Raw genomic sequence first — 24,397 nt, 5'->3', positions numbered from 1 at the left:
GTTTGCTACGTTCAAATTTTTCCTTAGCCATGGCAATATCCTATAATCTAAGCTTTTGAAAGAAAGGGTAATAATGAGATGGTGCCCATGGGCAGATTTGAACTGCCGACCTCTCCCTTACCAAGGGAGTGCTCTACCCCTGAGCTACATGGGCGAAATTGTTTGGAGCGGGTGAAGGGAATCGAACCCTCACCGTAAGCTTGGAAGGCTTCTGCTCTACCATTGAGCTACACCCGCATACTCACTATTTGCTCCAAGTAAGAATTTTTGGTGGAGGGAGAAGGATTCGAACCTTCGAAGCTCACGCAACAGATTTACAGTCTGCCCCCTTTGACCGCTCGGGAATCCCTCCAAAAGAGAACGCTAGTTTATTTGCAACTCAGATTTCCGTCAAGATTTTTTTTCACTTATTTCTTTAAAAATATCCAAGTTTTTGCTTTTAAACATTATTTACTTAAACTGAATGATTTTTTCGTACTTAGCCATCAGTTCTTCGTACGTTTCAGGATGCTCTTCATCGATCAAGATACAGTCAACAGGACATACCTGTTGGCACTGCGGCTCATCGTAATGGCCCACACATTGCGTACACAAATTTGGATTGATTTCGTAAATTTCTTCACCTTGCGAGATGGCATCATTAGGACACTCCGGTTCGCACACATCGCAGTTAATGCACTCATCTGTAATAAAGAGCGACATTTCTATTTCCTTTTTTCTTAAATTATCAAAACCGATTGGGCGCGGATTATAGCACAAATGACGTCGGAACAATCTGTTTGAAAGAATGTTTTACACCTTGGGAATGATTCTCAAATTCTATACTATTCAGCAACTTGCGAATAGAGCAACAATTCAAACTTACTCATTCCCGCCTTTCCTTCCCGATAAATTTCCAGCCAATCCGGTTTTTCAGGCACCTTCCCTGCTTCAATATAGACCATTGCCCCATTTTTCAAGTGGCTTTGCAATCGGATAAAAAGATTTTGCCAATCTTCCCATGCAAACGGCGGATCAAGGAACACAACATCAAATTTTTCAGACGGCCTTGTCAAATAAGCCATGCCGTCTGAACACACGATTTCCACCTGCCTCAAGCCTAATTCACGAACATTTTTCTGAAGTGTTTGCACAGTTTGGCGGTGGTTATCGACCATTACCACTTTTGCCGCATGACGAGAAGCAGCCTCCATTCCCAAAGCACCACTACCGCTGAATAAATCCAATACTGTTTTGCCGGTTAAATCCTGACCCAACCAGTTAAACAGTTTTTCACGCACGCTGTCAGGTGTCGGACGCAAACCATCTGCGGACAGAAAAGTTAACTTTCGTCCCCTACATTGCCCGCCAATGATGCGTACTTGATTGGTGTGTTTGGAATGTTTGTTATTTGCCATAATTTTTTAAAAGATGCCAAGTTTTCAGACGGCCTCAATTATATAGTGAAACTGCTATCAAACCGTATTTCGATCTCTGCTTTTAGAGACAAAAGGTCGTCTGAAAATTTTTCAGACGACCTTTTCAGTTTGAATTTGACGACATGAAATACTGAACTATGTTTCACCGTGAAGTGCGTTTTAAACTTAAACTAGATAAATTACATTTACTTATTTATAATGAGTATTTCTCTGTGAAATGTTTATATAAGTTATTATCATGTCAGACCTGAATCTCAGTAACAGTATATTCCAAGGTTACAACGACAAACATGGTTTAATGATTTGTGGGTATGAGTGGGGTTGGAGTAAAGCCGATGAGGCTGCTTATGTAGCAGGTGAATACAAACTCCCTGAAAACAAAATCGACCATACATTTGCAAATAAATCCCTCTATTATGGTGAGCAGGCAAAAAAGTGGCGTTACGACAATACAATAAAAAATTGGTTTGAAATGTGGGGACACCCCTTAGACGAAAATGGATTGGGCGGTGCATTTGAAAAATCCCTGGTTCAAACCAACTGGGCAGCTACTCAGGGCAACAAAATCGACAATCCAAACAAATTTCTCCAGCCCGAACACGTCGATAATTTTCTCTACCACATTGAGAAACTACGTCCTAAATTGATTCTCTTCATGGGAAGCAACCTGACAAATTATCTTAATTGCGCAAATGTATTGCCGCGCTTCGAGCAGCTTGTCGGAAAACAAACTCAACCGCTACGAGTAGTACAAAAAGATTTTAGCGGTACACGTTTCAAAATCAGATTCCAATCGTTTGAAAATTGCGAAGTCGTCTGCCTGCCCCACCCTAGTGCCAGCCGCGGTCTATCTTACGATTACATAGCCTTATTTGAACCAGAAATGAACCGTATTTTATCGGACTTTAAAACGACACGCGGATTTAAATAAAATAATCACAGAAAAGCAAAGGTCGTCTGAAATTTTTTCAGACGACCTTTGCTCTTTAAACCAACCTACTTCATCATTCTTTCGGTGCAGGCGGTTCAACCTGTTCTTTCCAGCCGCATTCTTTTTGCGGACAGACTTTTTCCACGCCCCAGCGTTTGGTGGTTTTGATAGTTAAAACCGGCCAATGGCAGTTCGGGCATTCTTCGGCGACGGGCGGGTTCCAGGTGGCGTAGTTGCAGTCGGGATAGGTGCTGCAACTGTAAAACAGTTTGCCGTAGCGGGATTTGCGCTCGACGAGGTTGCCTTTTTTGCATTGCGGGCATTGGACGCCGGTGTCTTTCGGTTTTTCCAAAGGCTCGACGTGTTTGCATTTCGGATAGTTGGCGCAGCCGATGAATTTGCTACCGGTGCGGCTGTATTTGTACACTAAACGACCGCCGCATTTAGGGCATTCGCGTCCGTCGAGTTCGGCTTGCTCTGCTTCCGCTTTGGCGATGCGCTCGGCGGCTTCTTCGGCGGTTTCGTTAACGTTGCGCGTGTAGCTGCACTCGGGATAGCCGGCACAGGCGACGAAGCGGCCCATTTTGCCGAATTTGATTTGCAGCTTGTGTTCGCCGCATTTCGGGCAGGTTTCGTCTAGTTCCTGCGTGGTAAATTTGGCGCGTTCGATACCCTCTTTTTCTTCCACTTGCTTGATAAACGGCTTCCAGAATTTGTCCATTACGGGGATCCATTGGCGTTTGCCGTTGGCAATTTCGTCAAGCTGGTCTTCGAGTTTGGCGGTGAAGTGGTAGTCGACGTATTGGGCGAAGTGTTCAGTCAGGAATTTGTTGACGATGTCGCCCGTGTCGGTAGGCATGAAGCGTTTTTGCTCAAGGGTAACGTATTCACGGTCTTTGAGCGTGGAAATAATGCTGGCGTAGGTCGAGGGGCGGCCAATGCCGTATTCTTCGAGGGCTTTAACCAGCGTGGCTTCGTTGTAGCGCGGCGGCGGGGTGGTAAAGTGTTGTTCGCCGTAGAGTTTGTCCATGGGCAGTTTGTCGCCTTCGCTCATTTCGGGCAGTTTTTTGCTGTCTTCGCCTTCTTCATCGTCGCTGCTTTCTTCGTAAACGCTGAGGAAGCCTGCGAAGGTTTGTACTTGTCCGGTTACGCGGAATACGCCTTTGCCGACAGTAATATCGACAGTGGTTTGGTCGAATTTGGCGGGCGTCATCTGACAGGCGACGGTGCGTTGCCAAATCATTTGATAGAGTTTGAACTGGTCTGCGCTCAGGAAGGGTTTGACGCTTTCGGGCGTGCGGTACACGGAAGTCGGACGGATGGCTTCGTGGGCCTCTTGGGCGTTTTTGGATTTGGTTTTGTACTGCTTGGCCGAGCTTGGCAGATATTCTTTGCCGATTTTGTTTTCGATGTAATGGCGGATTTCGGTTAACGCTTCATCAGCCAAATTCACGCTGTCGGTACGCATATAGGTAATCAGACCGATGGCACCCCGCCCTACGTCTATACCTTCGTAAAGCTGCTGGGCGGTACGCATGGTGCGGTCGGTGGTAAAACCGAGTTTGCGCACGGCATCCTGCTGCATGGTTGATGTAGTGAACGGCGCGGCGGGGTTGCGGCTGCGCTTTTTCTTTTCGATGGCGGTAACGACGGCCCCTTTGCCTTCGAGTTCTTTCAACACGTCGGCTTGCGCGGTTTCGTTCGGCAGGTCGAACTGTTCGAGTTTCGCGCCGTTGTATTGGGCGAGTTTGGCGGTGAATTTGCTGCGGCCTTTGTGGCTGTCGAGATGTACCGTCCAATATTCCTGCGCTTCAAACGCGCGGATTTCGTTTTCGCGTTCGCAAATCAAACGCAGGGCGGGACTTTGCACACGGCCTGCGCTCAAACCGCGGCGGATCTTTTTCCACAACAACGGCGAGAGGTTGAAACCGACCAAATAGTCCAAAGCGCGGCGGGCTTGTTGCGCATCGACCAAGTCCATTTCGATTTCGCGCGGATGGGCGACGGCATCAAGCACGGCATTTTTGGTGATTTCATGGAACACGACACGCTGCGGCTTGATGTTTTTCAGGCCGCGTTTGGATTTGAGGATTTCCAAAAGATGCCAGGAAATGGCTTCGCCTTCCCTATCCGGGTCGGTTGCGAGGTAGATGTTTTCGGCTTCTTTGGCACCGGCGACGATGGCATCGACGTGTTTGCTGTTGCGGCTGATCAGCTGGTACTTCATGGCAAAGCCGTTGTCGGGATCGACTGCTCCGCTTTTGGGTACCAAGTCGCGGACATGACCGTAAGACGCCAAGATTTCAAAATCACCGCCCAGATATTTTTTCAAGGTTTTGGCTTTGGACGGGGATTCGACGATTAATAGGTTTTTCGCCATTGTTGTTCTCTTTTGGATGTATTGGGTTTATGTTTCAGACGGCCTTTATGATTGAGGCCGTCTGAAAAAAGGTTTAGTGCATCACGTTTTGTCCGGTCAACGCACTCATCAAGTCGTCGCCAATCAGGACGGGCAACTCACTCTTGTGCATCCACAACACCAGCAATACCAACACTTTGGCGGTATCGAGGGTGATTTCGTCCGATGGAATGTGCATCAGGGCGTGAATGACGATTTCGCGCTGCTCGTAAGTAATTGCGTGTTCGGCAACCAGATACTGCATCAAGCCCATGACTTCCTGCGGCAGGTTTTCAGCTTCTTCACGGCAGAATACGCGCAGGGAATCGCTGTTAAACGGCTCGGCATAAAATTCGGACGTATTGAACAAGACTTCCATCATCATCAATGTATTGCCAATTTCCGTAGCGTCAAAACCTGCATCTTCCAGCAGGCGACCCAAATCTTCCGGAGGCGGACAGTTGTCGAAATCTTGGAAGTGTTCGATTAAATAGGCAATGACTTCGGTCATGCTGGTTCCTTAAGATATAGATAATTTATGCTTTGACACGCTGATAACGGCCGCCCGGCAAGGCGGCAACAATACCGTCGAGTTCGTATTCTAAAAGCTGTGCGTACACGTCTGCCGCCGCCGTATTGGTTTGTTGCGCCAAAATATCGGGGTGTATCGGGTCGTAACCCATTGCTTCCAATAAAGTGCTTGTCGATGAGGCGGCAGGAGGGTTTTCAGACGGCCTTTGCGGTTCATCCGCTATTGCTTTGGGTTGCAGACGTTTGGTTTGGTCGTTTTTGGGTTTTACCGTCTTATTTATAGAATATGATGGAACGGGCGTATTTTGCAATAGCTGCGGACATTCGTGAAGAATATCGTCCAAACATTCCACCAATTTTGCCCCGTCTTTAATCAGCTTGTGGCAGCCTTTGCTGTGTGGATTGTCTATCGAACCGGGCACCGCCATCACTTCGCGCCCCATCTCCGCCGCCAACTTGGCAGTAATCAGCGAACCGGATTCCAATGCCGCTTCGACCACCAATGTCAGCTGCGACAACGCGGCAATCAGACGGTTGCGGCGCGGAAAATTGCCTGCAAACGGACGCGTGTCTAAAGGAAACTCGCTGACAATCAATCCTTTTTCAGCGATTTCATAAGCAAGGTTTTTATTGGACGGCGGATAAATGCGGTCTATACCGGTTCCCCAGACGGCAATGGTGCCGCCATCTGCCTGCAATGCGCCCTGATGGGCGGCGGTATCGATACCCGAAGCCATACCCGATACGACGGGAATGCCTTTCTCACTCAACGCCCTGCCGAAATCTTTGGCAATCCGCATTGCCTGCGGCGTGGCATGGCGGCTGCCGACAATCGCGGCAGAAGGTGTGTGCAGCAGTCCTGCATTGCCGCGCAAAAACAAGACCGGCGGCGCGGTAATGCCTTGCGTCAGCATTTCAGGGAAATCATCATCTTGCAGCAGCAACAAACGGCAACCGTCCTGCATTTCCCATTGTAAAGCGGCTTCGGCAGACTGCTGCGCCAAAGCCCGTTTGTCCGCATTGCGCCACGACTCGGCCGCCTGTTTATGGCGTACCAGGGCGGCAATTTTGTCTGCCGGCGCACTCAAGGCAGCTTGTGCACTACCGAATTGCTGCAACAGCACCAAAAAACTTTCTGCGCCGATATAGGGCGTAAATGCCAGTTGCAACCAAGCAAAACGCTCGTTTTCCGTCATCAATCTGTTCCCTTTTCGTAATGGTTTTTCAGACGGCCTGAAGTAAATTAAGGCCGTCTGAAAATTTTATTGGTATAAAACTTTTGTCTGGCTTAAAAGGCAAAACAACAATGCCGGGCCATATCATTATTTTGATAAAGTATCGTTTGTCTAAGCAAACCGTCAAATGACGATGCCGTCGCAAACCGTCAAATGACGATGCCGTCTGAAAAACCTGATGGCTTTCAGACGGCCTCTTTTGTGTTTGAACCGATATTGCGCTTATTCTTCGGATTTGTCGGCGCTGCGGCGCGATACGCTGATACCGAGTTGTTTGAGTTTGCGGTAAAGGTGCGTACGCTCCAAACCGACCTTTTGCGCCACACGGCTCATATTTTGGCCTTCTTGGGCAATGTGGTACTCAAAGTAACGGCGCTCGACTTCTTCCCTCAATTCGCGCAAAGGCATATTGAAATTGAAGCCACCGATGATTTCTGTCGCCGTTGCATTTTCCTTCTGACCCAAAGCCGCGGCAACGGCCTGGTCGTCCACTTCTTTGCCGTCCGATTCCAACATGATGTTTTTCACCGTTTCGGCAAGCTGGTCGTAATTGCCCGGCCAATCGTATTGGCGCAAAACCACCAACGCGCTGTCGCTGAATTTTACCGGCTGGATTTTTTGACTTTCGGCCAAATCGGTCATGATGCGGTTGATTAAAAAGACGATGTCGTCCGGTTGGCTGCGCAAAGAAGGGATATTGATACGCTCTTTCAACAACTCCGCCAGTCGGCCGGCAACGACGTCATCGGCGCTCTCACCGCGTTTAAAGCCGCATGAAGCAATCACACGGACATTGTAGCGGTCGGCTTTCTCCAGCAAGAAAGCGATGCCGTTTTGGATGTTTTTGCTGTAACGGGCAATATCGCCGACATACAAAATACCGCCCGATGCTTTTTGCAACAGCTCCAACGGTGTATCGACAATGTGTTCGACACGGTCGGTTGCCACCCAAGGCGTACCGCTTTTGTGAAGATAGCGGGCCACAATTTCAAACGGCGAGCCTGCCTCACCGGCCAACAGCAGCGGGCGGTTGTGTTTGGCGGCCGCTTCAATGCTGCCGTTCATTTCTTGAATGACGGGGCTGTTGCCCAGTTTGTCCAAAGTCATGCCGGAGGCCGTCTGAACTTCTCCATGTTTCAAGGCGCGTTCTACTGCGGACAAGAGTTTTTGCAGGGCAATCGGTTTTTCCAGAAAATCGAGCGCGCCGATTTTGGTGGCTTCAACCGCGGTGTCGATGCTGGCATGGCCACTCATCATGACCACAGGCATATTGAGTTGGCCGTTTTTCGCCCACTCTTTCAACAAAGTGATGCCGTCGCAATCGGGCATCCAAATGTCCAGCAATACCATGGCTGGACGCGTTTGGTAACGCAATTGGCGCGCTTCTTCGGCATTTTCGGCCAAAGTAACGGTATAGCCTTCGTCTTGAAGGATTTCGGAGAGCAGGTCGCGGATGCCTACTTCATCATCTACAATCAAAATATCACTGCTTCGCATAAGTTTCTGCCATTTCCGGTAAAGCTATTTTGACGCACGCGCCGCCGCTGTTCTGATTGCTCAGGCTGATACGGCCGCCATGCTCCTCGATAATTTTTTTCACAACGGGCAAACCCAGCCCAGTTCCTGTCGGTTTGTCGGTAACGTACGGCTCAAAAGCATTGTGCAGCATTTCTTTGCTGAAACTTTTGCCGTTGTTGCATACGGTCAGGAAAACCTGTCCGCCTTCGCGTCCTGTTTCGATGTTTACTTGCGGCGCTTCGTCCAACTCCGCCGCTTCTGCGGCATTCTTAAATAGGTTATGCAACACTTGGCGCATGGCCGTCGTATCGGCGGCAATCGGCAAGGCGTCGGCGCTGAGCCGTGCATTAAATTTGCACGCGCCTGCCTCATATAATACCAATACTTCCGACACCAAACCGTTTAAATCTTGTTTTTCTAAATTCAGCGACGGCGCACGCGCATAATTGCGGAACGCTTCGACCATTTCTTTCAGCGCGGCAACCTGTTTGACGATGGTATCGGTTGAACGGCTGAGGATCTGGGCGTCTTGCTCGTCAAGTTTATCATGCAATTTCCATGCCAATCTCTCGGCGGAAAGCTGGATGGGCGTAAGCGGATTGCGGATTTCGTGCGCCAAACGTTTCGCCACTTCGCCCCATGCGGCCTCTTTTTGCGCGCGTATCAAGACGGTAATGTCATCAATCACCATCACCACGCCGTTATCGTTGTCTTCCGGCAGGATGGTGGCTTTGCCCAACAAGATTCGGGCATCGTCGGGCGCGGCGTATTCGACTTGGACGGGTTTGTCGCTGTCGGCGGTTTCATTAATGGCGGCAAACACATCGGCCAACAGGGTTTGCTGCGGCGATTTGCCGTGCCATTGATGCCAGTTGCTGCCCCACAAAGACACCAGCGAAACGCCCAAAATCTGTTCGGCGGCTTTGTTAAAGGTTTTCAGACGGCCGTCGGCATCCAAAGTAATCACGCCTGTGGTCAAACTTTCCAACACGCATTCCAAATAATGGCGAGCGGCTTCTTCGCGCAAACGGTTGCGCTCGTCCGCCTCTTTGGCAATCGCCAATTGCTCGGTCATGTGGTTGAACAATTGGGTCAAACGGCCAAACTCGTCATTGCGGAATACCGGCCGGGTCTGGCTGAAGTCGCCCTGAGCCACCGCCCGCGCGCCCTCTGCCAACGACAACACCGGCGCCACAAAACGGCGGGCAAAATACAAAGCCATCACCAGCGCCAAAAAGATGGCCAACAATGTCGCGACCAACAGCGTGGACAGGAAAAAGGTTTGCAGGCCTTTTTTGGTATAACTCAGCTCGGCGTATTTGGCGCGGGCCGCTTCGATCAACGTCGCATCTTGGGCAACATCTTTCGGAATCGGCTGACGGAAAAACAATGCATAATCCTGATTTTTATGCGTACCAATCAGCATCCAGCCTTGAGCATACAGCACGCCGCCGATGTTTTCCAAGCTGCGTACCGAGCCGGTCTGCTCCAGTTGCTCCCATCCTTCTTTGTTGAGCGTCGGTTGATTCAGTTTCAGGGGGTTGATGCTTTTCTCGACTTTATGGGTGGTCGCGTTATAAAGCGCCAGCTGGGCAAATTCGGAAGTAGGTGCGGATTGGGTCAGCGTCTGCCCCAAGTCGCCGTCCAGCGAAGCGGCGCTGATTAAGTCGATTTGCACCGGCGTGGCGTTACTGACCGCGTTGTCCACTGCCAAGTTCAGCGCGGATTTGCTCAAGTTTAAGCTGCGCTCCAAAGCCTCATGGGTATCGTTGCCAAACCAAGAATTAATCGTGCCGTTAATAAACTGGGCGGAAATACCGAACAAAAACACACCCGGCAATACGGCAACTAAGGTAAACATCCCCGACAGCCGACGCGCAATCTGCGAGCCGAACACGCTTTTGCTGTTGTCGCGCATCAAAAGCACGACATAGCGCACCAATACTGCGGCCAACACCAGTAACAGCAAGCCGCACAAGGCGACAATCCACCAGAAATAATCGGACAATACGTTGCTGCTGCCCGTTGCAACAGTCAGACCGTACAACAAAACTACGGCGAATACAGCGGCAATCAGGAGAAAGCGGCGCATGGTTTACTCCTGCACGACCGACAAGGATTTCCAACCCGAATCCAAATGCCAATTTTTAGACGTCAGGGCATTGATTTGGAACGGTTTGGGCAGCTTGGCGGTTGTCAGCAACAGGCGGATTTCAGCCTTCGTGTCTTTGGCGGCCACTTCACTCAGCGCGCCTTTGGATAAAACCTTCCAATTCGCGACTGCGCCCACTGCGCGCAAGGCGGCTTCAAGCGTGTCGTACTCGGTAGAAAACGTACCGACGGTAACGCGATAGCGGTTGGTCAGCGGATGGAAGGACAGTTTGTATTGAATCGTGCTGTCGTTGTTGAGCAGCTGGTCGAACTTGAATTTATAAGACGCCACGGACGGCGCCGACAGCTGCCAACTTAAATTGAAATGCAGGGGGACGCCCTGTTTGAGTGCTTCTTTGAGCTGATCGGGCAGGTCGGTGCGGAAACGGCTGCTGACGGAAAGCTGTCCGGCATGGGTCAGCTTTGCCTCGGCACGGGTCGCACTGATGCCCTCGCCCGCCGCGTTCAGCGACACAGCGAGCAAGAGCGGTACAATCAGCGTTTTACTGCTTTTTAATAAGCGCGTAATAAAAGCCATCTTGATGTTTGTTCGGTAAAAGCACATGCGATTCGATCAACTCGGCATCGGCATGGCGGTTAAGGAATTTTTGCAATTGACCGTCGTTTTCTTCGACAAAGACCGAGCAGGTAGCCAGCAACATCCTGCCGTTTTTCGTCAGGGTCTGCCACAGCGCGTCTAATAATGCTTCCTGTTGGCGTGCGGTTTTGACGGCATCGGTCGGTCGGCGCAGCCATTTGACGTCGGGATTGCGCCGCGCCACGCCCGAAGCGGTACACGGCACATCGGCCAAAACAGCGTCAAAGGCCTTACCATCATACCATGCCGCCAAGTCCTGCGCATCGGCACAAGCCAAAGAGGCCGTCTGAAAGCCTAAACGGTCAAGATTACTCTTCACCCTGTTCAGACGGCCTTCGTCTATATCCAAAGCAGTAACATGACAATCTGCCAGTTCCAAGATATGGCCTGTCTTACCGCCCGGCGCCGCACAGGCATCGAGGATGCGTTCGCCGTCTTTCGGGTTCAACAAATAGGCAGCACGTTGCGCACCAAAATCCTGTACAGACACCAAGCCGTCTGAAAAACCGGGCAGGCGGCTTACCGGCACGGCTTCTTCCAACATCACGGCGTATTCGTCCAACGCCCTGGCCAAAATACCTTCCGCAGCCAGCTTTTCCAAATAGCTTTCGGCATTACCGTGTCGGCGGTTGACGCGCAAAGTCATCGGCGGATGCGATTGCAGCGCGGTGGGAATGTTGTGCCAATGTTTCGGATAACGGTTTTTCAAGTAAGCCACCCACCACAGCGGCAAATTATGTTTCGCCACATCGTCTTTTTTACAGGAGGCCGCGAGCTTGTCGCGTTCACGCAAAAAGCGGCGCAAAATCGCGTTGGCAAACGAGCGGAACTGACCGCGGCCGATTTTGGCAATGCTTTCCACCGCTTCATTGACCACGGCATGAGGCGCGTTGCGCGTGTAATGCAGTTGGTACATCGCCGCCAAAAGCAGGCTTTCAAGCTGCGGATTGTCAATCGGCTTCTTCAGCATTTGACCAAGCATGTGTTTCAAACTGCCCAAATAACGTTGGCAACCGTAGGCAATATCCTGCAAGGCGCCGTTTTCCTGCGCCGTCAACTGCGGATGCGCCACGCGGATTTCCGCCAAAACATCCTGAAGATTGCGCCCTTCGGCAACCGCGGCAACGCTGTCGGCGGCCAGTTTTTGGGCGAGGGACATACTCATATTTTTGCTTTCTGATTCATAATTTGATTTCAAGTGTTCGGCGGATTTCAGACGGCCTGTTCGGCAGCCAGCAATACCCGATAATATTCGGCATCTGTTTTGGAAAAACAGCAAAAGATGATTTTTTCCACTGCCGGACATTGCGGCAGGGTTTGCTTCAAACTCTCCAAAGCGATACGTGCGGCGGCTTCGGCCGGGAAGCGGTACACACCGGTGCTGATGCACGGAAAGGCAATGCTGTGAAGATCGTGTTTCTGGGCAAGCAGCAAAGAATTGGCATAGGATTGTGCCAATTTAGCCTCTTCATTTTGTTTTCCGCCAAACCATACCGGCCCGACCGTGTGGATGACAAAGCGTGCAGGCAAACGGTAGCCTTGGGTAATTTTGGCTTCGCCCGTGCGGCAACCGCCCAAAGTGCGGCACTCGTCCAGCAGCTCTTTGCCCGCGGCACGGTGTATTGCACCGTCTACGCCGCCACCGCCCAACAGCGATGAATTGGCGGCATTGACAATCGCATCGACTGCCAATCGGGTAATATCGCCCTCGACCACTTCAAAAACAGCCATTGTTTTCTTTCCTCTACGTTGGTTTTCAGCCTGTTACAAAACCGTTCCGACTTCAATCGTCCGACCTGCCGCAAATGCCTGTATGCTCATGCGTTTGCTGCCGGAAGGCTGCAATTCGGTAATGTTCAGCGCGTTTTTACCGCACGCCACCAGCAGGCCGTCTGAAGTGCAAGACAACACCTCGCCTGCCTTACCCTGTTTGGCCACCACTTCGGCGCGCCAGATTTTCATCGGTTTGCCTTGATACTCGACCCACGCGGCAGGGACGGGGTTAAAGGCGCGGATTTTGCGTTCGATAATGTCTGCGCTTTGATTCCAATCGATACGCGCTTCTTCTTTGCTTAATTTTTGGGCATAGGTAACACCTTCTTCAGGCTGTTTGACCGCGTTCAGACGGCCTTCCGCCTGCAGACGTTGCAAGTCGGCAACAATCGCTTCCGCACCCAAACCCATCAACGCGTCATGCACTTCGTTGGCGGTATCCGTAGGCTGGATGGCGTAGCGGCGTTCGCTGACCACAGCGCCGGTGTCCAAGCCGATGTCCATCTGCATGATGCACACGCCGGTTTCGGCATCACCGGATTCAATCGCACGTTGAATCGGCGCCGCACCGCGCCAACGGGGCAACAGCGAGGCGTGGATATTGAGGCAGCCGTGTTTGGGCGCATCCAACACTTCCTGCGGCAAAATCAAGCCATACGCGGCCACCACCATCACATCCGCGCCCGTATCTTTGAGCATTTGCAGGGCTTCGGCGTTATTGCGCAACTTTTCCGGCTGCGCCACGGTCAAACCCAATTCCAAGGCAGCCTGTTTGACCGGCGATGCGGTCAACTGCATGCCGCGGCCTTTGGGGCGGTCGGGCTGGGTCAACACCAGCGGAATTTCAAAACCTGCGGCGGCGATGGCTTTCAAGGCGGCGGCGGCAAAATCGGGCGTACCGGCAAAGATGACTTTCATGTTGTGTCCTTGTGGAAATGGTTTGAATGGGCGCGTTGGGCAAACTGTTTCAGCTGAAAAGGCCGTCTGAAAGATTGAAAACCGAAGTCTGCCTTCTGTTTTGTCTTTTCAGACGGCCTTTAAGCGATGCTTAGGTCAGATGGTGTGTTTCTGACGTTTTTTCAGTTTGGTTTTGATGCGGCCTTGTTTCAGCTGCGACAGGTGTTCGACAAACACGATGCCCATCAGGTGGTCCAATTCGTGCTGCACGCAGATTGCCAACAGGCCGTCTGCTTCCAGTGTGAATTTCTCGCCTTTTTCGTTCAAGGCTTCGACTTTGACGCGCTCGGCACGGGTTACGGTATCGTAAATGCCCGGCACGGACAGGCAGCCTTCTTCATAAGTCGTCTCGCCGTCTTTTTCGACAATGACGGGGTTGATGAACACGCGCGGCTCGCTGCGGTCTTCGGTCAAATCCATCACGACGATGCGCTCGTGTACGTCAACCTGAGTGGCCGCCAAGCCGATACCGCGTGCTTCGTACATGGTTTCAAACATATCGGCAACCAATGTCTGGATGCGCTCGTCGATTTTTTCAACAGGTTTGGCGACCGTGTGCAAACGCTCGTCAGGGTATTGGAGGATGTTCAGTAAAGCCATAATATTCTCGTTTTATAAAGCTGATGTGTGATTTTCATACAGATTTGGTTTCCGCCGCCACAATCTCCTGTCATGACAGCAACATTCAATGCTAAAATAACGCCGAAAAATGTTAAGATAGCGCGACAGAGGCCGTTCGTTATCGTATTGACGGATGGGCGGCAGTTTCGCAAACTCCAGCCTTCTCTGTTTATCATCTGAAGACAAACCAAACCGATTTCAAGGGGAACGGTTATGCAACAACGTATTATAACCCTGCTTTGCATGGCAGGCATGGCTATTTCTGCCCACACTCAGGCAGCTTCTTTAAAAATCCGCCCCAATGCGCCGCAACGCTACGTCGTTAAAAACGGCGATACCTTGTGGGGTATTTCCGGCAAATATCTGTACAGCCCGTGGCAATGGAACCGCCTTTGGGGCGCCAACCGCAACGCCATCCGCAATCCGCACCTGATCTATCCGGGGCAGGTGTTGGTTTTACGCTACGTCAACGGCCAGCCGCGACTGGGTTTTGAACACGCCCAAACCCGTTCAGACGGCATTCCCGTGATCAAACTGCATCCGCGCGTACGCGAAACTTCCGGCTACGGTATTCCGACTGTCAACGTCAACCTCTACCGTATGTTCATGAAACATCCGCAGATTATCGCTCCGGAAGAAACCGCCAACGCGCCGCGCCTGATTGCGGGCCCCGACAACCGCGTCCTCTACACGCAAGGCAACCGCGTGTACGCATACGGCCTGACCGAACCCGGCCGCTACCTGACCTACCGCGTCAATAAAAATATCACTGATCCGGAAACCGGCAAATTCCTCGGCCAAGAAGTCGTGTTCAGCGGCATCGCCAACACGCTGCCTTACACCGACTCCGCATTGGAACACCGTACCCGCGCTTCTGACGAAAAACTCAAAAGCAACGAGTATTACACCCAAGTCAACAAAGTCATGAAGCTGCGCACCCAGTCCGCGCAACCTTTGGTTATCGAAGAAGCCGTTTCCGAAATCCGCAAAGACGACTATCTGCTGAAACTGCCCGAAGGCCTCGACAGCTTCAACGTGATGCCTCACGCCCCTGCCCGTCCGATTCAGGCCAAAGTCGTTTCCATCTTCGACGGCGTGGGCGAAGCCGGCCAGTTCCAAACCATTACGTTGGATAAAGGCGAACTCGACGGCTTGGACAAAGGCACGGTGGTCAGCCTCTACAAACGTGGCCGCCAAGTCCGTGTGAATCTGTCCAACAACCTGATTCGCAAGCCGAAAGACAAAGATACGGTTGAATTGGTTTCCATTCCGGCGGAAGAAATCGGTTTGGCAATGGTGTACCGCACATCCGACCATCTGGCCTCCGCCATTATTTTGGAAAGCCTGAACAGCGTTTCCATCGGCGATACCGCCTCCGAACCCGGCCGCGATTTGGACAATATGGCCGATGAAAAAACCATGGACAAACCGGCCGAAGACGAACAGGAAAGAGAAATCGAACTGGAAGTCCGCAGCTGATTGAGCTTTTTTAGCAGCGATTCGGCAAACAAAGGCCGTCTGAAAACCTGTTTTTTCAGACGGCCTTTTGATTGTTGCCCATCAAAATAAATAAAATCTGTAACACGCCGTTTTAAAGCGCAAACAATATCCCATGTCTTCAGCTATTTATCGGCTATCCCCTTTTCTATTGTCTTGCCGTTCTGCCATTCCAATCAGCAATATAGAAACCCTAACACGCTATTTATTGCCTATTGATTGTTTCATCTATTCCTGCTAATCAAAAAGGCCGTCTGAAATCTTCAGACGGCCTTTTTATCCACCACTCAAATCCGATTATTTAAATTTATAAGTGTATTGCAAGCCCAAGATGTCCGCTTTGTTTTTGAAGCGGGCAGAGGATGCACCGCGGCTGTCTACGTCGTTGCCGCTGGCTTTGCCGGTACGGTAAACCGTGTCATTGATGTGGATATGGCTGTACGCCGCATCGATCACATGGTTTTTACCCAGTTGATATTTAGCGCCGACGGAGAACCAGATACGGTTGCCGTCAGGTAGGCTGTTCATGCGGTCTTCAGCACTTTTAACCGGTGATTTGTCGAAAGCGATACCGGCACGCAGTTGCAATGGTTCGGTAACTTGGTAAGAGCCGCCGAATGCAACTTTATAAGTGTTGCGCCAGTTAGGCGTAATGACGGTACGGTCAGATTTGCCGTTGACAACGTTTTTGGTATTTTCAAACACCAGCTCGGCTTTGTTAAAGCGGCTATGACGCGTCCAGGTCACATCGCCGAACAAATTGGTTTTGTCGGTGGCGCGGTACATACCGTGAACAGACAAAGACTCAGGCGTGACGATTTTGACGCTGGCTTTTTCGTTCGGCACATAACCGCGTGCAGCCATTGCACCCAAATCCCAAGCACGTTTTGCATATGCGCCGTCTGCTTCCCAATCGGCAGTGCCTTTCAGCGTATGCGATACTTTGGAACGATAGTTCACACCCACGCGTGCGCGGTCGTTAATGTCCCACATCCACGCCAGTTGGTAGCCGAAGCCCCAATCATGGCCTTTTACATCGGCATGACCGTCAGCTTTGCCGGTCGCATCGACAGCAACGGGACGGCCTGCTTGACGGGAAGCCAAGCCGCTGGCCAACTGGCTGATGGCGCCGGAAGCGTCCCAGTCGGAGTATTTACGCAATTCGGCTTTGGAATATTGGGCAATCAAACCGGCACCGACGGCGTGCTGCTCATTCAGTTTCCATGCGACTACCGGCTCGATGGCGATGGTGGTCAAACCCAGTTTGTTGATGTTGTGGCGCAACACGGAATCTTTTTCATATTCGGTTGCAGAGCCGAAAGGAACGTACACACCCAAACCCAAAGTTACATCGTCGCTGGCTTTGTACGCGCCATAAACGTGCGGAGCAACGGTGGTTTCAGTAATTTTGCCGCCGGTCGAGCCGCTGACATCGGCACCCGTGCGGAAGTGTTTCGCAGATTCCGCCTCATAGTGAATGCTTGGGAAAACGATATTGGCGTTGACGGAAATTTGGCTGCTGTCAATTTTGCTCAAACCGGCCGGGTTGTAGAAAATGGTTGATGCATCGGCGGCTTCGGCGGCGGCGGCGTTGGCCGTGCCTTGTGCGTTAACGGATTGTGTGCCGAAGTGGTAGCCGGAGGCTTGGACGGCGGTAGATAACAGTGCTGCGCTTAAAATAAATGCTGTTTTTTTCAGATTGAAATGAATCATTTTGGTTTACCGTGAAAGTAGCGGACAAAGAAAAAGGCCGTCTGAAACGTCCTTTATTGATTTAGTATAGGCACTCAATTCTATACTACATCATTATTTTTGCCTAATCTTTTCTTTTTTTACACAAAAAAAGCAGGCTAAAACAGCCTGCTTTTCCAATCATCGGATCACTGCAATTATTTAACCTGCAACACTTCCAGCGTATTGGTCGAACCGGATTCGCGCATTTTCGAACCGCTGGTGATAATGTATTGGTCGCCGCTTTGGAGGATTTTGTGTTCTACCAACATGGCTTCCACTTCGTTCAGCGCGGTATCGTGGTCGGTACTGGTTGCCAAAATCAACGGACGCACACCGCGGTACATCGCCATACGACGTTGCGCTGAAACACTCGGCGTCAGGGCAAAAATCGGCAGAGTGATGTTGTGGCGGCTGACTTCGAAGGCGGTCGAACCGCTTTCAGTCAGGGCAACAATGGCTTTGGCGTGAACCGCGCGCGCCACGCTGACCGCACCGCCGGCAATCGCCAAGTTGGTGCTGACGGCTTCGGGATACTCGACCTGTTCGGCAACACCGTTGAGCGAATCTTGTTCTTTTTCCGCAGCCGCACAAATAATCGCCATTTGGCTGACGGTTTCAAACGGATACGCGCCGACGGCGGTTTCGGCGGAACACATCACCGCATCGGTACCGTCCAATACCGCGTTGGCCACGTCGCTGACTTCCGCGCGGGTCGGTACAGGGTTGGTAATCATCGATTCCATCATTTGGGTTGCGGTAATGCTGAAGCGGCGCAACTCACGGGCGCGGCGGATCATTCGTTTTTGCAGGGCAGGTACGGCGGCATGGCCGACTTCCACTGCCAAGTCGCCGCGGGCAACCATAATACCGTCGCTGGCAAGGATGATTTCGTCCAGGTTTTCAATGGCTTCTACGCGCTCGATTTTGGAAACCAAACCGGGGCGTACGGCGGTGCTGCCTTTCATTTCTTCTTCGACTTTGGCGCGTGCGATGTGCAAATCTTCGGCAGATTTCACAAAGCTGATGGCCAAGTAGTCGCAACCGATGGCAATCGCGGTTTTCAAGTCGCGGAAGTCTTTTTCGGTCAATGCACCGGCAGACAGGCCGCCGCCGCGTTTGTTGATACCTTTGTTACTTTTCAGCACATGGCTGTTTTCTACCCTTGTAATAATCTTACTTCCTTCAACCGCTTCAACGGTCAAAGTCAACAGGCCGTCGTCCAGCCACAAAACATCGCCGGCAGCAACGTCATTCGGCAAATCGCGGTAGTCCAAACCCACCGCTTCGCGTGTGCCTTCGCCTTCAAGTGCGGCATCAAGAACCAGCGTTTCGCCTTTGTTCAATTCGATGCTGCCGCCAGCAATTTTGCCCACGCGGATTTTAGGCCCTTGCAAGTCGGCAAGAATGGCGATTTCCTGACCCGCACGTTTCGAGGCTTCGCGTACGATACGGGCATTTTCTTCATGGAACTCCGGCGTACCGTGGCTGAAATTGAAACGGACGACATTAAGGCCGCCGACACGGATCATGTCTTCCAACAATTGTACATTGTTGCTGCCCGGACCCAGTGTGGCGACAATTTTGGTATTGTGGCTGATACGGGTTAAATCACGTTGCAATTGGCTCATGTAAACGTCCTTTCCTGTTGATTTCACGTTTGATAATGAAGAGGATTGTACTCTTAATGCAATAATGTTGGCGTAAAATTACATCATTTTCTGACTTAAACTAAATTTATTTTTGCATTAACCTACTTTCCTATCGGATACAATATACCCTCACGTCGTCATGTTTAATTTTCAGACGGCCTCACTCATACGAATAGAATACTGAAATATCCGACCGATCCATGAAACGTTTTTTAACTCCTCTACCCATCGGCATCGTTTTGGCCGACCTGATATACGGTTTCGTCCTGAATGTGATGCAAGGCTTAAACTTGCAACAAACTGCATCCAACCAGTCCGGCACGCTTTCCGTTACGCCCGACATCGCCTTCAACAGCCTGCAAATCGTCGCCAACGGCGGCATGGTCTGCATCATCGGCTTCGGTTTGATTGTTTTGTTCCAACTCAACCGCGCCGTATTGCGCCGACAAATACTGCCCATCGGTATTTTCCGAACCCTCGGCCTGTTGGCTGTTTTGGCTTTCAGCATTTCGTCTTTGTGGGAATGGTTGCATGCCGCTTTGTCGCTGCTTTCCGGCCGCAATGTTTTAAACTTCAGCAACCCGCGTTATCTGGTTACCGCAGCCTGCATGCCCATTATTGCTTTCTTGTGCATCTTGCGCCTGTACAATTGGTATCGCCTGCATCGGACTGTTGCCACCGACGATACCTCCGCTACCTTCTAATCAAGCTGCAAAAAGGCCGTCTGAAACAGAAAAACCTATTTCAGACGGCCTTGTCATTATATATCTCAACGTTGATGGCTGGTTTCTACACCGGCCTTAATCTCGCCATACATTTGCGAGCTGCCTTGCCCGCTGCCTGATGCGCAGGCCGCCAAACTCAGTGCCAAAACAGCCGCAGTCAAAATCTTCAACATGGGATTCCCTCTTTCTACAACCATTATTTCGGATCGCAACGGAAATGGTAGGCGCAAATTTCAAATCCGTTTTTGAAGTAGAGACGATGCGCATCTGCGCGGTCATGGTTCACATGGACATTCAGATGGATTTTGGTTGCGCCGGTTTCCGCACCGATTTTGCGTACTTCTTCCAACAAGCGCGAAGCATAGCCTTTTCGGCGGCTTTGAGGCATGGTCACAATGTCGTCAATATGGATGTGGTAACCGCTGGCCAAGTTGTACGCGGCATGGAAACCGCATACGGCTACGGCATTTTGTTTGCCTTCTTCAAAAATGCCCAACAGGCGGTAGCCGGTTTTACGCTGATGCTCGTTGATTTGTTCGACAAAACGGTGGATATCGGTCAAAGAAGAACGCAAAATGCTCAATGCCGCAAAAGCGGTCGCAGTTTCTTCCGGCGGAATTTCACGCAATACGCCGACCACAGGCGCGGCAGCTTGAGGCTCGGGCTGGGTATCGGCCGCTTCCGCACGCTCGGCGGCGTGTTTTTCTTCAATCGCCTGCGCCAACAAAACGCGCTCGACCGGCACTTCGCCCTGCTGCTTGCTTTCCTGCTCTTTGAGCAAGGCTTTGCAGTCAATCACGCGCAAATCGTTATCCGCTGCAAAATCCATCAAGAAACGGAACATTTGCGGATTGTCTTCTTCCAGTTTTTTATCGACTGCCACACAACGGACATTGTCCACCAAAATCGGGCGCACCCAATTCGAATAGGAAAGGCGGTTGTCTTTGGTGAAGGAGGACAAAATACCGCACAGGCGCTCCGCCCAGTCGCTTGGTCGGAAAATCTTGCCTTTGCTGGTTGTACCATGGATCACAACTTCATAAGGATTACACACTAACATAAGCAGCTTCCTGAAAGTAAATGGCTGAAGGAATATTTCGCCGCTGCCGACATCAGAAAAAGTTCCGATACATAGCAACAGATGATTGAAAAAATATCAGTAAAGTTTTGAACTAAAACAATGATAAGACGGCCTTGCCGATCCTGGCAATCCGTTTCGAATTCTTTGATTATTATACCCGATACGCCTCTTTTTCTTCAAAAATCATTTGAAAAATAACAACAGGCCGTCTGAAACCAAGTATTTCGGTTTCAGACGGCCTGCATATCCTACACATCAATACAACAATTTCTTACGGGGCTTTTGCTCGCCGCCGGATTTAATTTCCGACAGATTGAAATTCAGTATGCTCAAATCCAAAACGCTTTCTGAAGTGCATTGATCGCCAAAGGCATTTTCATAAGTGGCTTTCAGTTTCAACACACCGCCGAATGTTTGGTCCGGCAATTCGGCAGCCAGCGCCAACATGCTTGCAAACACGCCGCCATACAATTCGCCTGATGCCAGCATATCCACGCCGCCGGAAAACATCTCCAACTGCATCACTGCATCGGCAACCAACTTGCTCGGCAAGTGATCCGGCAAAGGCTCTGCCTCAAAGCGTACATTCTTCGCCAAGCCCTTACCGCTATTGCGGACAACCAAAACCAATAAATCCGTTTGACCGTCAGAACGCTGCAACGTCGCATGCAAAACCGGATGAATGCTCTCTTTTTGAATCAGCTGCTCGCGGTGCAACATCTTGCTTTTAGCTTTGGATCGCGCAGATACGACGGCCCAAATCAACCAAACCAATGCAACGGCAGAAATGGCTGTAACCAAAAGGGGAAGATTGGCCAAATAGGCTTGCTGATTAAACCAAACTTGTGCGGCTAAAAATCCGGCAAAGAAAATCAAGACGTATAAAATTGGGGCAAACCGGCTTTGTATGGATGAGTGCATGAGTTTTCCTACATTTCGTATCATGTTATTAAAAAATAATGCCTTCCGGGCGAATAATGTCATCAACCCGGAAGGCATTATTTTAACGTAATTTTAACGCAACTTGGCTTAATATCTTGCTTTTTATCATCTAATGTATCAAGCAAACAACTCAAACTTCGTAGCCGTATCTTCAGACGGCCTGAGATTTTTATCAAGCTTCGGCAACCGAATCACGCGAGAAGGTTTTTTCGCAATAATGACATTTCAAACGTGTCTGACCATGATGTGAGCGGACATAAAAACGGCTGATGACCGGCTCGCCATGACTGGCGCAATTGGTATTCGGACAGCGGAATACCTCCGAAATTTCATCCGGCAATGATAAATGCTGTTTCTCAACGACCTTAAACCGATCGATTTTGTTGACCACTGCTTCAGGGGCAAACAAAGCCAAACGGTTTGCCGCATTGGCATCCAACCATACGCCGCTGATTTTAATAATGTCTTTGCTGCCCTGCGTTTTGCTGGGCAAATTGAAGCCGACCGTTACTGCATTGCCATAATGCAGCAGTTTGAACTGCCTTAAAATGGCCAAGCCCTTACCGGCAGGAATATGGTCAATGACCGTACCTTGTTCGATCGCTTCCACGCTGAGTTTTGAGTTTTCCATCTTTCGCTCCTTAAACTTCTTCGTTCAATACCAAAGACAAAATCGCCATCCGTGCATACACACCGTTGGTTGCCTGTTCAAAATAATAGGCATGAGGTGTTTTATCCACATTCGGATGAATTTCATCTACCCTCGGTAAAGGATGCAAGACGCGCAAATTGGGTTTAGCATTTGCCAACATTGACGCATCAAGATTGAATTTACCCTGGATTTTGGCAAATTCCTGCTCATCAAAACGTTCGCGCTGAACGCGGGTCATGTACAAAATATCTGCCCATTCGACCGCTTCTTCCAATCCGGGCAAAATTTGATAAGGGCAACCGGCCTCTTCCAGCTCTTCAGTGATATAGTCCGGCATCGCCAAGCTAGGAGGGGAAACAAACGCAAATTCACAACCCCAACGCTTCAGCGCCTGACACAATGAATGTACCGTACGGCCATATTTCAAATCGCCGGCCATCGCAATTTTCAAATTGCTCAAACTGCCCTGTGTTTCATAAATCGTGACCAAGTCCAAAAGCGTCTGACTCGGATGTTGGTTGGTACCATCGCCGGCATTAATCACGGGCACGCTCGAAAACTCGGCCGCCACACGGGCCGCACCGTCTTTCGGGTGTCGCTGAATAATCGCATCCGTATAGCTGGAAATAATCCTCGCAGTATCCGCAAGCGTTTCACCCTTTTTCGCACTGGTATTCGCGCCATCGGAAAAACCGATAACTTTCCCACCCAAACGCTGTACCGCCGTTTCAAAAGACAAACGCGTACGAGTGGACGGTTCAAAAAAGCACGAACCAATCAACTTGCCTTCAAGCAAATCTTCACGAGGCTGCTTTTTCAACTTCAAGGCCGTCTGAAGCAGCAATTCGAGCTGCTCCGTCGTCAAATCTGAAATTGAAATAATATGTTGCCGATAAAGCGGATTAGGCATGACCATTCCTTCCCATAAAAAACCCGCAAAGCGGGCGTTTCAAGCAAACCGATTCCATCGTTGTCCGGCATAATTCCCACCGGACAGTCTCAACCATGTTTCTACCACACCCATGAAATCTCCCGCATTATCGCATATTTAACAGACGACTGCTTCTATCAAGTTTTCAGACGGCCTAAGACCTTTGCAAAAAATCCTTCATTCTCAACAGCCAAAATTCAAACACAGGGATTTGATGGTTTCCTTTTATCTTCCCAATACTCGCATCTTGTAGGAGCAAACAAGCGCAAGTAAGCTGTTAACCGATTCAACGATTCAAACATATCGCTTTCGAATAGCGTTGCACACCCATGTTGCCTAAAGCAAATTAGGTTCACAGCCTGATTTACAGTGAAACGTAACAAAGCTTTGTTCAACTACATAACGGGTTTTTCAACAAATATTTGGTTGTGTTTGATTTGCGTTTCCGTCGATGAGTTGTTGCAAAGGGCTTTTCAATAATGCAGGTCTGTAGCTGATGTTTTTCTAGGTGCCATCTGTTTTGCTGCCGTAGCCTTTGATCGAGCATTCTGCCATACCTTATCTCGTCGACATTGAAGGAGTGATGTGCAGTTTCTCAATATAGCCTTTCAAAATAGATACAGATATATGTTTGCTGTATCAACCAGCTTTCTACCCTGCAGACAATGCTATCTTTGCTTGGTGTAATTTGTCTGCAGCCTTTATCTTTTATTGTCCTTACCCATGACCGCTCGGGCCGTCTGAATAATGTTGCATCAATAACTTAAACTACCGATTTCTCTACTTTTAAACTTTTCCGCTCAGTTTACAGTTAATCAGCTCCAATAGTTCTGATCAGGACATTACCTTCCGCCAGCTGGTTGCAGTATCAGCATAAGGTACTGGATTTGAAATATTCAGTTCGTCAAAATAATAAAACAGGTTAAGACAATAATACTGTACTCGAGGTTGAGATCAGCCTACCCAAAGACGTGCCCGCGCACGTCCTTTTTTCTTTATCCGCCCCCCTTTTCGATCAGATTTCTACCCCATAAAAGGCTTACACTCCGCATCAT

22 protein-coding genes and 3 tRNA genes are annotated in these 24,397 nt (G+C 50.2%); 3 read left to right on the top strand and 22 right to left on the bottom strand.

Going from position 1 to position 24,397, the window contains the following annotated elements; all coding sequences use genetic code 11:
* Positions 1–79 precede the first annotated feature (79 nt).
* From HMPREF2711_RS00150 to rsmD, 5 genes are all read right to left on the bottom strand, one after another.
* Positions 80–154 (bottom strand) — tRNA-Thr (locus HMPREF2711_RS00150).
* 9 nt (positions 155–163) lie between these two features.
* Positions 164–237 (bottom strand) — tRNA-Gly (locus tag HMPREF2711_RS00145).
* A 31-nt stretch (positions 238–268) separates the two neighbouring features.
* Positions 269–352, bottom strand: a tRNA-Tyr gene (locus HMPREF2711_RS00140).
* A 98-nt stretch (positions 353–450) separates the two neighbouring features.
* Positions 451–702, bottom strand: a complete 252-nt coding sequence (locus HMPREF2711_RS00135; RefSeq protein ID WP_003749253.1) for a YfhL family 4Fe-4S dicluster ferredoxin — start codon at positions 700–702, stop codon at positions 451–453.
* Positions 703–824: 122 nt separating this feature from the next.
* Positions 825–1,397, bottom strand: coding sequence for a 16S rRNA (guanine(966)-N(2))-methyltransferase RsmD (gene rsmD, locus HMPREF2711_RS00130; protein ID WP_003749250.1), 573 nt, complete (start codon positions 1,395–1,397; stop codon positions 825–827).
* 256 nt (positions 1,398–1,653) lie between these two features.
* On the opposite strand from rsmD, the gene HMPREF2711_RS00125 reads away from it, so the two are divergent.
* The gene (locus tag HMPREF2711_RS00125; RefSeq protein WP_029609880.1) at positions 1,654–2,349 is read left to right on the top strand and encodes a hypothetical protein; all 696 of its coding nucleotides are present in this window, start codon (positions 1,654–1,656) and stop codon (positions 2,347–2,349) included.
* Between the two features lie 73 nt (positions 2,350–2,422).
* Here the strand turns inward: HMPREF2711_RS00125 and topA are convergent, their stop codons facing one another.
* The 10 genes from topA to def form a co-directional block, all read right to left on the bottom strand.
* Positions 2,423–4,729 (bottom strand): type I DNA topoisomerase, encoded by a 2,307-nt coding sequence (gene topA, locus HMPREF2711_RS00120; protein ID WP_070615089.1) that lies wholly within the window; start codon positions 4,727–4,729, stop codon positions 2,423–2,425.
* Positions 4,730–4,802: 73 nt separating this feature from the next.
* Positions 4,803–5,258: a Smg family protein gene (locus HMPREF2711_RS00115; protein WP_003749244.1), complete on the bottom strand. Its 456-nt coding sequence runs from the start codon at positions 5,256–5,258 to the stop codon at positions 4,803–4,805.
* 25 nt (positions 5,259–5,283) lie between these two features.
* Positions 5,284–6,474 carry a DNA-processing protein DprA gene (gene dprA / locus HMPREF2711_RS00110; RefSeq protein ID WP_070615086.1) on the bottom strand — a complete coding sequence of 397 codons (1,191 nt, stop codon included), beginning with the start codon at positions 6,472–6,474 and terminating at the stop codon, positions 5,284–5,286.
* 261 nt (positions 6,475–6,735) lie between these two features.
* Complete coding sequence (locus tag HMPREF2711_RS00105) at positions 6,736–8,010, bottom strand: sigma-54-dependent transcriptional regulator (protein ID WP_003749241.1); 1,275 nt, start codon at positions 8,008–8,010, stop codon at positions 6,736–6,738.
* Positions 7,997–10,123: a sensor histidine kinase gene (locus HMPREF2711_RS00100; protein WP_003749239.1), complete on the bottom strand. Its 2,127-nt coding sequence runs from the start codon at positions 10,121–10,123 to the stop codon at positions 7,997–7,999. The genes HMPREF2711_RS00105 and HMPREF2711_RS00100 overlap by 14 nt, the downstream gene beginning before the upstream one ends.
* Before the next feature lie 3 nt (positions 10,124–10,126).
* Positions 10,127–10,720 (bottom strand): DUF4390 domain-containing protein, encoded by a 594-nt coding sequence (locus HMPREF2711_RS00095; RefSeq protein WP_003749237.1) that lies wholly within the window; start codon positions 10,718–10,720, stop codon positions 10,127–10,129.
* Entirely contained in the window at positions 10,686–11,945 is a 1,260-nt protein-coding gene (gene rsmB / locus HMPREF2711_RS00090; RefSeq protein WP_070615084.1) for a 16S rRNA (cytosine(967)-C(5))-methyltransferase RsmB, read from the bottom strand. Before rsmB ends, HMPREF2711_RS00095 begins: the two co-directional genes overlap by 35 nt.
* Positions 11,946–11,992: 47 nt before the next feature.
* Positions 11,993–12,511 carry an O-acetyl-ADP-ribose deacetylase gene (locus HMPREF2711_RS00085; RefSeq protein WP_003749233.1) on the bottom strand — a complete coding sequence of 173 codons (519 nt, stop codon included), beginning with the start codon at positions 12,509–12,511 and terminating at the stop codon, positions 11,993–11,995.
* A gap of 33 nt (positions 12,512–12,544) precedes the next feature.
* Positions 12,545–13,471, bottom strand: coding sequence for a methionyl-tRNA formyltransferase (fmt, locus tag HMPREF2711_RS00080; RefSeq protein WP_003749232.1), 927 nt, complete (start codon positions 13,469–13,471; stop codon positions 12,545–12,547).
* A gap of 135 nt (positions 13,472–13,606) precedes the next feature.
* Positions 13,607–14,110: a peptide deformylase gene (def, locus tag HMPREF2711_RS00075; protein ID WP_003678675.1), complete on the bottom strand. Its 504-nt coding sequence runs from the start codon at positions 14,108–14,110 to the stop codon at positions 13,607–13,609.
* Positions 14,111–14,344: 234 nt separating this feature from the next.
* Between def and HMPREF2711_RS00070 the strand changes: the two genes are divergently transcribed.
* Positions 14,345–15,610, top strand: coding sequence for a LysM peptidoglycan-binding domain-containing protein (locus tag HMPREF2711_RS00070; protein WP_003749229.1), 1,266 nt, complete (start codon positions 14,345–14,347; stop codon positions 15,608–15,610).
* A 315-nt stretch (positions 15,611–15,925) separates the two neighbouring features.
* Here HMPREF2711_RS00070 and HMPREF2711_RS00065 read toward each other — a convergent pair whose 3' ends face one another.
* Both HMPREF2711_RS00065 and pyk read right to left on the bottom strand, forming a co-directional pair.
* Positions 15,926–17,341, bottom strand: a complete 1,416-nt coding sequence (locus HMPREF2711_RS00065; RefSeq protein WP_003749227.1) for an OmpP1/FadL family transporter — start codon at positions 17,339–17,341, stop codon at positions 15,926–15,928.
* A 176-nt stretch (positions 17,342–17,517) separates the two neighbouring features.
* Positions 17,518–18,990, bottom strand: a complete 1,473-nt coding sequence (pyk, locus tag HMPREF2711_RS00060; protein ID WP_003749226.1) for a pyruvate kinase — start codon at positions 18,988–18,990, stop codon at positions 17,518–17,520.
* A gap of 221 nt (positions 18,991–19,211) precedes the next feature.
* On the opposite strand from pyk, the gene HMPREF2711_RS00055 reads away from it, so the two are divergent.
* Positions 19,212–19,715, top strand: coding sequence for a hypothetical protein (locus tag HMPREF2711_RS00055; protein WP_003749225.1), 504 nt, complete (start codon positions 19,212–19,214; stop codon positions 19,713–19,715).
* A gap of 65 nt (positions 19,716–19,780) precedes the next feature.
* Here the strand turns inward: HMPREF2711_RS00055 and HMPREF2711_RS11210 are convergent, their stop codons facing one another.
* From HMPREF2711_RS11210 to pyrB, 5 genes are all read right to left on the bottom strand, one after another.
* On the bottom strand, positions 19,781–19,909 hold the full coding sequence (locus HMPREF2711_RS11210) for a hypothetical protein (protein WP_269208304.1): 129 nt from the start codon (positions 19,907–19,909) through the stop codon (positions 19,781–19,783).
* Positions 19,910–19,932: 23 nt separating this feature from the next.
* Entirely contained in the window at positions 19,933–20,796 is an 864-nt protein-coding gene (locus HMPREF2711_RS00050; protein WP_003749223.1) for a GNAT family N-acetyltransferase, read from the bottom strand.
* Positions 20,797–21,072: 276 nt separating this feature from the next.
* On the bottom strand, positions 21,073–21,738 hold the full coding sequence (locus HMPREF2711_RS00045; RefSeq protein WP_036491369.1) for a COG1361 family protein: 666 nt from the start codon (positions 21,736–21,738) through the stop codon (positions 21,073–21,075).
* 193 nt (positions 21,739–21,931) lie between these two features.
* Positions 21,932–22,390, bottom strand: a complete 459-nt coding sequence (gene pyrI / locus HMPREF2711_RS00040) for an aspartate carbamoyltransferase regulatory subunit (RefSeq protein ID WP_003749219.1) — start codon at positions 22,388–22,390, stop codon at positions 21,932–21,934.
* Between the two features lie 10 nt (positions 22,391–22,400).
* On the bottom strand, positions 22,401–23,321 hold the full coding sequence (gene pyrB / locus HMPREF2711_RS00035; RefSeq protein WP_049322220.1) for an aspartate carbamoyltransferase: 921 nt from the start codon (positions 23,319–23,321) through the stop codon (positions 22,401–22,403).
* Positions 23,322–24,397 lie beyond the last annotated feature (1,076 nt).

This window comes from Neisseria sp. HMSC070A01 (assembly GCF_001810165.1).
Lineage (GTDB): Bacteria > Pseudomonadota > Gammaproteobacteria > Burkholderiales > Neisseriaceae > Neisseria.
The sequence above is the reverse complement of the archived record's forward strand: the minus strand, read 5'-3'. Positions and strand labels throughout refer to the sequence as shown.

What these genes read in the sequence shown, in the direction of transcription:
- HMPREF2711_RS00135 (WP_003749253.1), bottom strand. Translation starts at nt 702, where the DNA reads ATGTCGCTCTTTATTACAGATGAGTGCATTAACTGCGATGTGTGCGAA.
- rsmD (WP_003749250.1), bottom strand. Translation starts at nt 1,397, where the DNA reads ATGGCAAATAACAAACATTCCAAACACACCAATCAAGTACGCATCATT.
- topA (WP_070615089.1), bottom strand. Translation starts at nt 4,729, where the DNA reads ATGGCGAAAAACCTATTAATCGTCGAATCCCCGTCCAAAGCCAAAACC.
- HMPREF2711_RS00115 (WP_003749244.1), bottom strand. Translation starts at nt 5,258, where the DNA reads ATGACCGAAGTCATTGCCTATTTAATCGAACACTTCCAAGATTTCGAC.
- dprA (WP_070615086.1), bottom strand. Translation starts at nt 6,474, where the DNA reads ATGACGGAAAACGAGCGTTTTGCTTGGTTGCAACTGGCATTTACGCCC.
- HMPREF2711_RS00105 (WP_003749241.1), bottom strand. Translation starts at nt 8,010, where the DNA reads ATGCGAAGCAGTGATATTTTGATTGTAGATGATGAAGTAGGCATCCGC.
- HMPREF2711_RS00100 (WP_003749239.1), bottom strand. Translation starts at nt 10,123, where the DNA reads ATGCGCCGCTTTCTCCTGATTGCCGCTGTATTCGCCGTAGTTTTGTTG.
- HMPREF2711_RS00095 (WP_003749237.1), bottom strand. Translation starts at nt 10,720, where the DNA reads ATGGCTTTTATTACGCGCTTATTAAAAAGCAGTAAAACGCTGATTGTA.
- rsmB (WP_070615084.1), bottom strand. Translation starts at nt 11,945, where the DNA reads ATGAGTATGTCCCTCGCCCAAAAACTGGCCGCCGACAGCGTTGCCGCG.
- HMPREF2711_RS00085 (WP_003749233.1), bottom strand. Translation starts at nt 12,511, where the DNA reads ATGGCTGTTTTTGAAGTGGTCGAGGGCGATATTACCCGATTGGCAGTC.
- fmt (WP_003749232.1), bottom strand. Translation starts at nt 13,471, where the DNA reads ATGAAAGTCATCTTTGCCGGTACGCCCGATTTTGCCGCCGCCGCCTTG.
- def (WP_003678675.1), bottom strand. Translation starts at nt 14,110, where the DNA reads ATGGCTTTACTGAACATCCTCCAATACCCTGACGAGCGTTTGCACACG.
- HMPREF2711_RS00070 (WP_003749229.1), top strand. Translation starts at nt 14,345, where the DNA reads ATGCAACAACGTATTATAACCCTGCTTTGCATGGCAGGCATGGCTATT.
- HMPREF2711_RS00065 (WP_003749227.1), bottom strand. Translation starts at nt 17,341, where the DNA reads ATGATTCATTTCAATCTGAAAAAAACAGCATTTATTTTAAGCGCAGCA.
- pyk (WP_003749226.1), bottom strand. Translation starts at nt 18,990, where the DNA reads ATGAGCCAATTGCAACGTGATTTAACCCGTATCAGCCACAATACCAAA.
- HMPREF2711_RS00055 (WP_003749225.1), top strand. Translation starts at nt 19,212, where the DNA reads ATGAAACGTTTTTTAACTCCTCTACCCATCGGCATCGTTTTGGCCGAC.
- HMPREF2711_RS11210 (WP_269208304.1), bottom strand. Translation starts at nt 19,909, where the DNA reads ATGTTGAAGATTTTGACTGCGGCTGTTTTGGCACTGAGTTTGGCGGCC.
- HMPREF2711_RS00050 (WP_003749223.1), bottom strand. Translation starts at nt 20,796, where the DNA reads ATGTTAGTGTGTAATCCTTATGAAGTTGTGATCCATGGTACAACCAGC.
- HMPREF2711_RS00045 (WP_036491369.1), bottom strand. Translation starts at nt 21,738, where the DNA reads ATGCACTCATCCATACAAAGCCGGTTTGCCCCAATTTTATACGTCTTG.
- pyrI (WP_003749219.1), bottom strand. Translation starts at nt 22,390, where the DNA reads ATGGAAAACTCAAAACTCAGCGTGGAAGCGATCGAACAAGGTACGGTC.
- pyrB (WP_049322220.1), bottom strand. Translation starts at nt 23,321, where the DNA reads ATGCCTAATCCGCTTTATCGGCAACATATTATTTCAATTTCAGATTTG.